Raw genomic sequence first — 10,524 nt, 5'->3', positions numbered from 1 at the left:
ATGATGGTGGTCCAGGCCAGAATTGAACTGGCGACACATGGATTTTCAGTCCATTGCTCTACCAACTGAGCTACCGGACCATCATATGGCGGTCCCGACGGGATTTGAACCCGCGATCTCCTGCGTGACAGGCAGGCATGTTAGACCACTACACCACAGGACCGTGGTTGCGGGGGAAAGATTTGAACTTTCGACCTTTGGGTTATGAGCCCAACGAGCTACCGGACTGCTCCACCCCGCGATATGATTTGGCGCTATCTATGATACACTCAGGGACGCCGCTTGTCAAGGCGTCCCGCGCCGCGTAGCGCCGCAGCGTGTTGCTTTATGAATAGCCCGCAAAAACCGATTGACGCCGGACTTCGTTCCCGTGGTGGAGATTGACGGGATCGAACCGCCGACCCTCTGCTTGTAAAGCAGATGCTCTCCCGGCTGAGCTAAACCTCCGATTGGTGGAGTATAGGGGGATTGAACCCCTGACCTCCTGCATGCGATACAGGCGCTCTCCCAGCTGAGCTAATACCCCATTCTGGTACCCAAGGCCGGACTTGAACCGGCACGACATCGCTGTCATTGGATTTTAAGTCCAACGCGTCTACCCATTCCGCCACTCAGGCATTCATATACAGATGGTGACCCGCAGGCGATTTGAACGCCTGACCCTTTGATTAAAAGTCAAATGCTCTACCGACTGAGCTAGCGGGTCTTATGTGGAGGCTCGCGTCGCAGCCCGAGCCTGGATTACCGTGGTGCCGACTATAGGAATTGAACCTACAACCTACTGATTACGATTCAGTTGCTCTGCCGGGTTGAGCTAAGTCGGCTTATATTGGCGGAGAAAGAGGGATTCGAACCCCCGCGGCGTTCGCACGCCCTATCGGTTTTCAAGACCGACCCCTTCAACCGCTTGGGTATTTCTCCGGGAATCCTATGTGGTGGACCCGGCAGGACTCGAACCTGCGGCCAATCGGTTATGAGCCGATAGCTCTGACCAACTGAGCTACGGGTCCGATATTCGCTTTCTCGCGGAAATCGATGATGGTAGCGGCGGTGAGACTTGAACTCACAACCTCACGGGTATGAACCGTACGCTCTAGCCAGTTGAGCTACACCGCCACGCGGACTATGGACATTTGGTGGAGTATAGCAGAATCGAACTGCCGACCTCCTGCTTGCAAAGCAGACGCTCTCCCAACTGAGCTAATACCCCAAGACATGGTGGGCCTAAATGGACTTGAACCATCGACCTCGCGCTTATCAGGCGCGCGCTCTAAACCACCTGAGCTATAGGCCCACGTCGACACTTTTCAGTGCGAGTTATATTTTACTATTTATACACATGTTTGTCAAATACTATTTACCGCAATGACGACGCGCGCGAGGCGCCTGTGGAAACGATGCCCGAAGCGCGCGGAAACGCGCGCTCCGAGCCCTCATTTCGGGTATTTGATCCGGTTTTTCGCGAGTTTCGCGAGGCAGATCTTCTTCGGGTCGAGGCCGAGGTCGGAAGCCATCGCGAGCGCGTACATGATCACGTCCGCAAGCTCGTCGGCGACGTTCTCCAGGTCGGGTTTCGTGTCCGGCCACTGGTAGTTCTCGAGCAGTTCGGCCGCCTCGATCACGATCGACTTGGCGAGCGCTTCGGGCGTGTCGTGCTCGCGCCAGCCGCGCTCGTCGCGGAACTCAATGATCAGTTTCGTCAGTTCGTCCAAGGACGGGCACCTCCACGACCTTCTTCACGGCCTTCTTGAGATCGACGCGGTCGATCAGGACGATTCTCCCGCAGCCGAGGCACTTGATCTTGCAGTCGACGCCGTAGCGGACGATCTCCCACTTGTTCTCGCCGCAGGGATGCCCCTTCTTCAGGACGACGACGGTGCCGAGGCGGAGCTCGGCGCCTGCCGGCAGCGGCATCAGGCGTCCTTCCCCTCGTCGACGAAGTCGGCGAAGCGGATCGCCTCGGATTCGTCCTCGAAGACGATCACGATCCGGTTCCCGCTGACGCGGACCGGCTTCTGGAACGCGAAGCGGCGGGAGAGGGAGGTCTTGACGCGGGCGACGCCGGCGGCGAGGGTCGGCGCCACCTCGCGGCGGCGGATCTCCTTCTTCTTCTTCTCGGACTTCACGAGCGCCTCGATGTCGCGGACCGTGAGGCGGTTCTCGACGATCATGCGCGCGATCGTGCGGATGCGCTCTGCGTCCTTCAGTTTCGAGAGCGCGCGGGCGTGGCCCATCGAGATGTTGCCGGCGTTGATCTCGTCGACGATCGCTTCCGGCAGGGTCAGGATCCCGAGGGTGTTGGAGACGTAGGAGCGCGACTTGCCGATCTTCTGGGCAAGCTCGAGGTGGGTGAGGTTGAGCGAGTCGATCGCGTTCTTGTAGGCCTCGGCCTCCTCGATGATCGTGAGGTCCTCGCGCTGGATGTTCTCGAGCAGGGCGAGTTCGGCGAGGTACTGGTTGTTGTAGTCGCGGACGATCGCCGGAACGGACGGGAACCCGGCCATCCGGGCGGCGCGGCAGCGCCGTTCGCCCGTGACCAGCATGTAGCCCTGAGCGACCTTCTTGACGATCACCGGCTGGAGCACGCCGTTGATCCGGATCGATTCCGCGAGCTCCTTCAGGGAATCCTCGTCGAACCGCTTGCGCGGCTGGTACGGGTTGGGGAGGACCTGGTCGAGCGGGACGTCGACGACCTCCTCCTTGCCGAGGTCGGCGATCGTGTTCTCCGCGAGCAGGTCCGAAAGTCCCCGCTTAACGTAATCCTTCGTCATGGCGCGTGATCACCTCTTTCGCCAGCATGCGGTAGCCGAGCGACGATTTGCTCTTGGGCGAGAATTCGGTCACGGGGACGCCGTAGAACGTCGCGTTCGAACAGCTGACGTTGCGCGGGATGATCGTCTGGAAGACCTTCTCGCCGAAATAGGTCTTCACCTCGTTCACGACCTGGAAGCCGGAGTTGGAGCGCGTGTCGAGCATCGTCAGGAGGACGCCGAAGATCGTGAGCGTCTCCATGTTGACCTTTTTCTTCGACTGCACGACGCGGATCGTGTTGAGCAGCTGGGTGAGCCCGTCCATCGCGAGGAACTCGCACTGGACCGGGATGATGATGCCGTCGGAGGCGATCATCGCGTTGATCGTGACGAACCCGAGCGACGGCGGGCAGTCGATCAGGACGTAGTCGTAGTTCGCCCGGATCGCCTTCAGTTGCGTGTGCAGGATGAAGTCGCGGTTGGTGTTCAGGATGATCTTCTCCTCGATGCCCTCGACGACGGTGCGCGCCGGGAGGACGTCGATGTTGGGCGAATCGGTGTGGAGGATCGCCTCGGCGACCGACGCCTCCTCGGTGAGGCAGTCGAACACGCTCGCCTTGAAGCTGCCGCGGTGGATGCCCATGCAGGTGGTCGCGTTCGCCTGGTAGTCGAGGTCGATCAGGAGCACCTTCTTGTCGAGGTACGAGAGCGAGCTCGCCAGATTGATCGCGGTGGTGGTCTTGCCGACGCCGCCCTTCTGGTTGGCGATCGAGAGTATCAGGCTCACGGTCCTCATCCTTTCCTGCCGAGGTGGTCGCGGAAGAGGTCGGCGTTCTCCTTGAAGAACGCGACCTGTCCGTCGGAGAGGAACTCCTCCATCTCCGGAGCGGCGAAGAGCTGGCAGATCTCCTCGTGGCTCATGGTCTTGAGGGGCTCGCCCCAGGCGTCGAACGCGGACGGTTCGTTCGCCAGGTAGCGGTAGACGAACGCGAGCGCGACGATCTGCTCGTCGGTCGCGGGCGCGAGTCTGCCCAGGTGGTACTCGTAGCGGTTCGGCCGGTACGGCTCGGAAGTGCGGAAGCGGGTGAAGAAGTTCATCAGGATCGACACCATGTCGGTCCGGCGGTTGAGCAGGTACTTGTCGAGGCGGTTGGCGATCTTCTTCGTCGACGTCGAGAGTTCCTCGTTATCGATGATCTTCGCGAGCCCGCGCTCGTGGATGTAGATGTAGAGGTCGAGGACGTTGGTGATGTCCTTCCCGTGCTCCTTCAATTGCTCGCAGACGAACACCGAGAGCTCATCGACCGCCTTGCGGAAGGCCCGGTCCTCGTAGAAGGGGATCCCCTTCTCGCGCTTGCGGATCTCCTCGAGGTGGTAGAGCGTGAAGTCCTGGTAGGACCCGATCACCTGGTTCAGCTTCACCCATTCGAGGTTGAGGTCGGTGTAGAGCTTCTCGTTGTGCAGGCTCTGGATCAGGAAGATGACATAGAAGAGCAGAAGCAGGACGACGTACGCGTAGATCGATCCCGGGATGTCCTCGGGAGCGAGCAGGTTGTCCGCATGCATCAGGATGTAGAAGACGCCGTAGCCGGCGACCGCGGTCCCGTAGGTGAGGTAGATGTAGAGCTCCTGGTAGAAGACGATGACCGAGAGCGAGATGTAGAAGAACAGGTACGCGTAGAAACTGTCGGTCCCCTGGGTGTAGAACATCATGAGCGCGATCGTGTAGACGATCGTGACGTGGATCGCAGCCATGATGCGGTTGAAGCGGATCAGAAGGTAGATGAACCCGGCACCGAGCACGAAGACGGCCATCACGACGATTGTGACGACGTCGTCGTAGACGAAGGAGAACGCGAAGCCGACGGTCGCGGCGGTGACGATCAGGAGGAACGTCATGATCAGGACGACCTTGATCTTGCGGACCTCGTTCATCGGCAGAAAGTCGGTGTTGACGACGCGGCGGAGGAAGTCGATCATTTCGTCGCCTCCGCGGAGAAGGCGTCGCGCGCGATCGCGTCGAACACCGCGTTGTTCTCGCGGTAGATCCGCATCACGCCGGGATCGTTGTAATAGTAGTAGTCGGAATGCACGATCGCGTCGTAGATCTCCGTTTCGGAAAGCGGCCGCATCCCGGCCGATCCGCGCTTGAGCGCGGCGTAGAAGATCGCAAACGCGATGATCTTGATCTCGAGCGTGTCGGACGGATGGTTGAAGGTCTTGAACTGCGTCTCCGAGAAGATCTCGCGGCGGTGGACGTCGACGGCGCGCACGCGGCCGATCTTGATGGCGACCTTGCGGAGCTTGTGGCACCCGGTGAAGAGCAGGTCGGAGAGCCGCGAAAGCGACGCGGCCGTCTCGTCGGGATGGCGTTCGAGGATCGTCTCGCGCGTTTCGCCCGCTTCCAGTTCGCGGAGGACGGACAGTTTCCCGCCGAGGGCGTCGGGGACGCCGATCCGCGCCGAAAGCGCCGCGGCGAACGCCTCGGTCGCCGCGAAATAGCCCTTCGCGTCGATCGTCGTCTTCGTCGCCTTCTCGCCGGCGTCGATCATGAACTCGATGTTCCGGAACTCGGTTTCCCGGGACAGGGCGATCTGGTTGTAGAAGAACCCCTTCTGCTTGATCATGATGTATTGTGAGATCGTGAGCAGGGTGATGAAGACGATCACGAAGAAGAACAGGCCGAAGTCGTTTTCCGCCGAGGCGTTTTCGACCGCGAAGAACGCGCGGTAGTTCGTCATCAGCGCGAGGAACGTGAAGAGGAGCGAGACGTTCGAGATGAACATCACCTTGCGGTCCTGGTAGAAGGCGGCGATCGCATAGGCGATGAAGAGGAGCGAGAGCATCGAGGGCGAGCGGAAGATGAAGATCATCGCGACCGCCACGCTGAAGACGCCGAAGGTGGTGACGTACTTGTTCAGCTGGTTGAAGCGGACGTTCTCGCGGCCGTAGGCGAGGCACGTCAGGTTCAGGAGGATCAGCGCCAGGAAGGCCACCGCGAGCGAGAGGACGTAGACGAGCGGATAGGCGGCGAGCGCGGTATAGAGGATCGTGATCAGGGCGCCGGCCGTGAGGATCGCGATCACGAGGTGGTTCTTCGAACGCAGGTGCTTGATTTCGAGCATTTCGCGATATTCCTCGGTCTCGGGGAACACGCGGACGGGTTCGCGCTTCATGGCGTCGCCTCCTTTCCGCTACAGCGGTTTCTTCTTGATCTGTCCGTAAGCCCGCGGATATCGCGCGGGCGTGTTCGCGGTCTTGCGGACGACGACGAGCGCATGCACGCGCTCCGATCCGACTTCGTAGCGGACGATCCGCTCGACCGTTCCGCCGAGGATCGCGATCGCATCCTTCGCCTCGGCGAGTTCCGCTTCGCAGCCGTCGGTCTTCATCGCGACGAAGCGCCCGCCCACCCGGACGAACGGCAGGCACAGTTCGGCGAGGACGTTCATGCGGGCGACGGCGCGCGCGGTGACAAGGTCGAAGGCCTCGCGGCGGTCGAACTCCTCGACGCGCAGATGGAGCGTCTCGACGCCCTCGATCTCGAGCTTCGCGAGCAGGTTCCTGAGGAAGTCGATCCGTTTGCCGGTCGAATCGACGATCGTCACCTGAAGATCGGGAAAGACGATCCGGAGGGGCAGCGACGGAAACCCGGCGCCGGCGCCGACGTCGAGGAGCGAGAGCCCCGCCACGGGGCCGGCCTTGACGAGGCAGAGCGAATCGTAGAAATGACGGAGGTAGACGTCCTCCTCGCCCTCGATCGCGGTCAGGTTCATGACCTCGTTTTTGGCGGCCAGATCGGTGAAATACGTCCGGAACCGCTGGAGGGTCCGGGCGTCGGGATGGATGCCGAGGGGAGCGAGCAGCTCCATGAACCGTTTTTCCACGAAAATCACCTACGAGTATTCTATCATACCGCGCGCGAATCCGATATCGGTTTTCTAGACGAGGACCGACGAACCCCCGTGAAAGTGAAACATTCGCGCCACGTCGGCGATTTTCCGTTTCCAGATGGCGCCCGGCATGGTAAAATGGTTGCATTGGGAGCGTGATACGCATGAACCACATCCAGCTGGCGAAACTCTACAACCTCGCCAACGACCGCAAGGGCGCCTGGGGCGCCATCCACGGCTTCGAAGTCGGAATCGTCACCGAACAGCGTTTCGAAAACGTCGTCACCGTCGTCAGTTTCCTCTTCAAGGCGCCGCTCACCGACGAACAGTCCGCAGCCGTCCGGGCGGCCCTGTCGCCCTTCCGGATCGTCCCCGGATCGGCTCAGGACGGAGCCGTCGTCGTCTTCCCGCTCACGTTCGTCTTCGTCACGAAGAAGGTCAGAGAACAGATCGACGCGATCTTCCGCGCCGCCACCGATGCCTTCCGTGCCGCCGGATGCCTCCAGTACGAAGGCTGCGGCCTGTGTGAAAGCGACGGCTTCGATCGCGTCCGCCTGGTGAAGGGGATCGCGATGAAGACCCACGACGCCTGTTACGAGAAACTGATGGGCGAAGTCCGCGAAGCCTATCGCAAGATCGACGCCTCGACCGAGAACCTCGCCAAGGGGTACGGCTGGGCGATCGGCGGCGCCGTCCTCGGCGGTCTCGTCAACTTCCTCGTCAACTACTTCCTCGGCTATCAGCTCGTCCTGCTCTACGCCCTCATCCCCGGAGGCGCGATGTTCATGTACAAGGCCGCCAAGGCGCCGCTCCGGAAGGAGATCCCGTTCGTCCTCGCGGCCCTCTCGGTCGTCGTCAGCGTCGTCACCATCCTCCTGCTCTACACGCTCTACGCCCAGAGCTGGGGACTCACGCTGTCCGTCTTCCTCGAGGAAGGCATTCCCGAGGTTCCGGACGTCCTCTCGCTGTTCGTCGAGGAAATGACCGTCGCCGTCCTCTTCAGCCTTCTCGGCGTCCTGCTCGTCTGGCGTTACCTCTTCACGCCGCGCCGCTAGCGTCCCGGCGTTTGAAACGGACATGCGCAAGCACGATCACATCGCGAAGTTCTACAATCTCTACGTCGATCCCCACGGCGCCTTCGGCGAGATCCACGAGGTCGAGGCGGCGGTGACCACCGAACCCTCCGAACACGGCGAGACCGCCGTCATGAGCTATCTGTTCCGCGACCCGCTCACCCCCGAGCAGACGGCCGGCATCGACGCCGTCCTGTCCCCCGAGGGGATCGTCCCGACCTATGCCCGCGAAGGCACCCTCCTCCGCTTCCCCCTCGCCTATGCGACGTTCAAGGCGCCCGAAGCGGAGCGCATCGACCGGATCCTTCAGGCCCTCGCCGAGGCGATCCGCGCTCTCGGCATCCGCCAGTGGGACCGGTGCGGCCTTTGCGAACAGGAAGGCTTCGACACCCTCCGGCTGATGAACGGGGCGGCGATGAAGACCCACGACGCCTGTTACGACCGGCTCATGGCCGAGGTCGAAGCCGCCTGGCGGAAGCAGAATGGCGGTTTCCGCACCCTCTTCAAGGGATATTCCTGGATGGCCGCGGGCGCGTTCCTCGGAACGCTCGTCAACTACTTCGCGCTCGTCTACGGCGAAGTCCAGATCTCGTTCCTCTATGCGCTCGTCCCGCTTTTCGGACTCCTCATGTACCGCGCCTCGAAGGTTCCGCACCGCCGCGAATACCCCTTCATCCTGACGGCGCTTTCGGTCCTGTTCGCAGCCGGGATGATCACCTATGTCTACGGGCTGTACGCCCAAAGCTGGGGGATGACGCTCCTCGCGTTCCTTCGCGACGGCATCCCGGACGTCCCCGACATGTTCTCGATCTATGTCGGCGAAGTCCTCTACGCCGTCATCTTCTGCATCGCGGCGGTCGCCGTCACCTGGCGCCGGATTCCGCGCCCGCATCCCTGAAAAAACAGCACGGGAGTCCCCGCAAGGGCGACTCCCGTGTTTCATATCGTCTGTTTCAGCCGGATCGCGAGCGCCTGGACGTCCGCGGGGTTGACGCCGCTGATGCGGGCGGCCTGCCCGAGCGTCAGCGGCCGGATCTTCTTCAGCTTGACGCGCGCCTCGAGGGCGAGGTTGTGGAGGTCGTAGTCGAAGTCGGCCGGGATCGATACCTGTTCCTGCCGCGCGAGCAGGGCGGCCTCGCGGACCGCCTTCCGGATGTATCCCTCGTAGGTGACCTCGATCTCGATCCGTTCGGCCTCGTCGCCGCCGACGCGGGGTACGTCACCGGCGATCGCGATCACGTCGGCGTACCCGAGTTCGGGACGCTTCAGGAGGTCGCGGAGGGTCGTCTTCTCCTTCAGTTCGCCGGAACCTTTCGCCTTCAGCGCGGCGTTGACCGCCGGGGTCGGCAGGATCGTCGTCGACGCCAGCCGTGCGGTCTCGCGCTCGACCGCGTCGCGTCTGGCCTCGAAACGGGCGTACTGCGCGTCCGGGACCAGTCCGAGGCGAAAACCGTGCGGGGTCAGCCGCAGGTCGGCGTTGTCGTGGCGGAGCAACAGCCGGAATTCGGCGCGCGACGTCAGCATCCGGTAGGGATCCAGGACGCCCTTGGTCACGAGGTCGTCGATCAGGACGCCGATGTAGGCCTCGTCGCGGCGGAGGATGAAGGGCGCTTCGCCGGAGAGCTTCCGGGCGGCGTTGATGCCGGCCATGAGTCCCTGGGCGGCGGCCTCCTCGTATCCCGAGGTGCCGTTCACCTGGCCGGCGAAATAGAGTCCCTCGATCTTCTTCGACTCGAGCGTCGGCCACAGGTCGGTCGCGTGGATCGCGTCGTACTCGATCGCATAGGCGTACTTCGCGATCACGGCGTGCTCGAGTCCGGGAAGCGAACGGACCATTAGGTCCTGGACGTCGTGCGGCATCGAGGTCGAGAACCCCTGGAGGTAGACGACGTCGAGCGAGGCGCTCTCCGGCTCGATGAAGAGCTGGTGACGCTCCTTGTCGGCGAAGCGCACGTACTTGTCCTCGATCGAAGGGCAGTACCGCGGTCCGACGCCCTTGACCAAACCGCCGTACATGGCGGATTTCCGGAGATTCACGGTGATCACCGATCGAGTCTCTTCGGTGGTGTGGATGAGATAGCACGGCCATTCCTTCTCGGGATGGACGAAGGGGGAGTCGGTGTAGCTGAAGCGGTAGCGGAAGTCGTCCCCGGGGGCGACCTCCATCTTCGAGAAGTCGATCGAATCGCGCCGGATGCGCTGCGGCGTGCCGGTCTTGAGGCGGAAGGTCTCGATCCCGAGTTCGCGCAGGTGGGCCGAGAGCCCGACCGAGGGACGCTGTCCGTCCGGCCCCGACGGCGTCGAGGTCGCGCCGACCAGGACGGCGCCCTCCATGTAGGTGCCGGCGGTGATCACGACCGCGCTTGCGCGGCGCTCGGAGCCGTCCTCGAGGACGACGCCGGCGATATGGCCGTCCTCGACGAGGAGGCGGACGACGTAGGCTTCCTCGATCGAAAGGCCGGGCTGGGCGGCCAGGACCGCCTGCATCGCGGCCGGATAGGCGACCTTGTCCGATTGCGCGCGAAGGGCGCGCACCGCCGGCCCCTTGGATTGGTTCAGCATCTTCATCTGCAGGTTGGTGAGGTCGGCGATCTTCCCCATCTCGCCGCCGAGGGCGTCGATCTCCCGCACGATCGTGCCCTTCGCGGGACCGCCGATCGACGGGTTGCAGGGCATCGTCGCGATCATCTTCTTGTTGCCGGTGAAAAGAAGGGTGTCCTTGCCGAGGCGGGCGAGGGCGAGCGCGGCTTCGGATCCCGCGTGGCCGCCGCCCACGACGATGGCGTCATGCATGTCGATCAGCTCCTT

Annotated in this window: 10 protein-coding genes and 13 tRNA genes; 2 read left to right on the top strand and 21 right to left on the bottom strand. The window is 62.5% G+C overall.

Annotation, left to right across the window (positions count from 1 at the left end; genetic code table 11):
• Positions 1–4: 4 nt before the first annotated feature.
• The 20 genes from WC509_07815 to rsmG form a co-directional block, all read right to left on the bottom strand.
• Positions 5–80, bottom strand: a tRNA-Phe gene (locus WC509_07815).
• Between the two features lie 6 nt (positions 81–86).
• Positions 87–163 (bottom strand) — tRNA-Asp (locus tag WC509_07810).
• A 1-nt stretch (position 164) separates the two neighbouring features.
• Positions 165–241: transfer RNA gene (locus WC509_07805), tRNA-Met, on the bottom strand.
• 130 nt (positions 242–371) lie between these two features.
• A tRNA-Val gene (locus tag WC509_07800) sits at positions 372–447 on the bottom strand.
• Positions 448–450: 3 nt separating this feature from the next.
• Positions 451–526 (bottom strand) — tRNA-Ala (locus WC509_07795).
• Between the two features lie 4 nt (positions 527–530).
• A tRNA-Leu gene (locus tag WC509_07790) sits at positions 531–617 on the bottom strand.
• Positions 618–630: 13 nt separating this feature from the next.
• Positions 631–706: transfer RNA gene (locus tag WC509_07785), tRNA-Lys, on the bottom strand.
• Between the two features lie 41 nt (positions 707–747).
• Positions 748–824: transfer RNA gene (locus WC509_07780), tRNA-Thr, on the bottom strand.
• A gap of 6 nt (positions 825–830) precedes the next feature.
• Positions 831–921: transfer RNA gene (locus WC509_07775), tRNA-Ser, on the bottom strand.
• Between the two features lie 12 nt (positions 922–933).
• Positions 934–1,010 (bottom strand) — tRNA-Ile (locus WC509_07770).
• A 29-nt stretch (positions 1,011–1,039) separates the two neighbouring features.
• A tRNA-Met gene (locus tag WC509_07765) sits at positions 1,040–1,116 on the bottom strand.
• Positions 1,117–1,134: 18 nt separating this feature from the next.
• A tRNA-Ala gene (locus tag WC509_07760) sits at positions 1,135–1,210 on the bottom strand.
• 6 nt (positions 1,211–1,216) lie between these two features.
• A tRNA-Ile gene (locus WC509_07755) sits at positions 1,217–1,294 on the bottom strand.
• A gap of 139 nt (positions 1,295–1,433) precedes the next feature.
• A complete protein-coding gene (locus tag WC509_07750; GenBank protein ID MFA5007347.1) occupies positions 1,434–1,712 on the bottom strand; it encodes a nucleotide pyrophosphohydrolase in 279 nt (92 codons plus the stop codon).
• Positions 1,684–1,914, bottom strand: coding sequence for a DUF951 domain-containing protein (locus WC509_07745; protein ID MFA5007346.1), 231 nt, complete (start codon positions 1,912–1,914; stop codon positions 1,684–1,686). The genes WC509_07750 and WC509_07745 overlap by 29 nt, the downstream gene beginning before the upstream one ends.
• Positions 1,914–2,771 (bottom strand): ParB/RepB/Spo0J family partition protein, encoded by an 858-nt coding sequence (locus WC509_07740; protein ID MFA5007345.1) that lies wholly within the window; start codon positions 2,769–2,771, stop codon positions 1,914–1,916. The genes WC509_07745 and WC509_07740 overlap by 1 nt, the downstream gene beginning before the upstream one ends.
• Positions 2,752–3,537 (bottom strand): AAA family ATPase, encoded by a 786-nt coding sequence (locus tag WC509_07735; protein ID MFA5007344.1) that lies wholly within the window; start codon positions 3,535–3,537, stop codon positions 2,752–2,754. Before WC509_07735 ends, WC509_07740 begins: the two co-directional genes overlap by 20 nt.
• 5 nt (positions 3,538–3,542) lie before the next feature.
• Complete coding sequence (locus WC509_07730) at positions 3,543–4,730, bottom strand: hypothetical protein (protein ID MFA5007343.1); 1,188 nt, start codon at positions 4,728–4,730, stop codon at positions 3,543–3,545.
• The gene (locus WC509_07725; GenBank protein MFA5007342.1) at positions 4,727–5,926 is read right to left on the bottom strand and encodes a hypothetical protein; all 1,200 of its coding nucleotides are present in this window, start codon (positions 5,924–5,926) and stop codon (positions 4,727–4,729) included. Before WC509_07725 ends, WC509_07730 begins: the two co-directional genes overlap by 4 nt.
• An 18-nt stretch (positions 5,927–5,944) precedes the next feature.
• A complete protein-coding gene (rsmG, locus tag WC509_07720; protein MFA5007341.1) occupies positions 5,945–6,637 on the bottom strand; it encodes a 16S rRNA (guanine(527)-N(7))-methyltransferase RsmG in 693 nt (230 codons plus the stop codon).
• Positions 6,638–6,807: 170 nt separating this feature from the next.
• Here rsmG and WC509_07715 point away from each other — a divergent pair, with 170 nt between their 5' ends.
• Together WC509_07715 and WC509_07710 are read left to right on the top strand one after the other, a co-directional pair.
• Positions 6,808–7,698 (top strand): hypothetical protein, encoded by an 891-nt coding sequence (locus WC509_07715; protein ID MFA5007340.1) that lies wholly within the window; start codon positions 6,808–6,810, stop codon positions 7,696–7,698.
• A 22-nt stretch (positions 7,699–7,720) separates the two neighbouring features.
• Positions 7,721–8,614 carry a hypothetical protein gene (locus tag WC509_07710; protein ID MFA5007339.1) on the top strand — a complete coding sequence of 298 codons (894 nt, stop codon included), beginning with the start codon at positions 7,721–7,723 and terminating at the stop codon, positions 8,612–8,614.
• Positions 8,615–8,655: 41 nt separating this feature from the next.
• Here WC509_07710 and mnmG read toward each other — a convergent pair whose 3' ends face one another.
• Positions 8,656–10,509 (bottom strand): tRNA uridine-5-carboxymethylaminomethyl(34) synthesis enzyme MnmG, encoded by a 1,854-nt coding sequence (gene mnmG / locus WC509_07705; GenBank protein MFA5007338.1) that lies wholly within the window; start codon positions 10,507–10,509, stop codon positions 8,656–8,658.
• Positions 10,510–10,524: the final 15 nt, after the last annotated feature.

This window comes from Candidatus Izemoplasmatales bacterium, from assembly GCA_041649275.1.
In the GTDB taxonomy this organism is placed as follows: Bacteria; Bacillota_I; Bacilli_A; order Izemoplasmatales; family Hujiaoplasmataceae; genus UBA12489.
Note: the sequence above shows the minus strand (reverse complement) of the source record. Positions and strands in the feature narration are given on the sequence as shown.

Excerpts from the sequence above, each read along its gene's own strand:
- WC509_07715 (MFA5007340.1), top strand. The coding sequence starts at position 6,808 with ATGAACCACATCCAGCTGGCGAAACTCTACAACCTCGCCAACGACCGC.
- WC509_07730 (MFA5007343.1), bottom strand. The coding sequence starts at position 4,730 with ATGATCGACTTCCTCCGCCGCGTCGTCAACACCGACTTTCTGCCGATG.
- WC509_07745 (MFA5007346.1), bottom strand. The coding sequence starts at position 1,914 with ATGCCGCTGCCGGCAGGCGCCGAGCTCCGCCTCGGCACCGTCGTCGTC.
- WC509_07710 (MFA5007339.1), top strand. The coding sequence starts at position 7,721 with ATGCGCAAGCACGATCACATCGCGAAGTTCTACAATCTCTACGTCGAT.
- WC509_07725 (MFA5007342.1), bottom strand. The coding sequence starts at position 5,926 with ATGAAGCGCGAACCCGTCCGCGTGTTCCCCGAGACCGAGGAATATCGC.
- WC509_07740 (MFA5007345.1), bottom strand. The coding sequence starts at position 2,771 with ATGACGAAGGATTACGTTAAGCGGGGACTTTCGGACCTGCTCGCGGAG.
- mnmG (MFA5007338.1), bottom strand. The coding sequence starts at position 10,509 with ATGCATGACGCCATCGTCGTGGGCGGCGGCCACGCGGGATCCGAAGCC.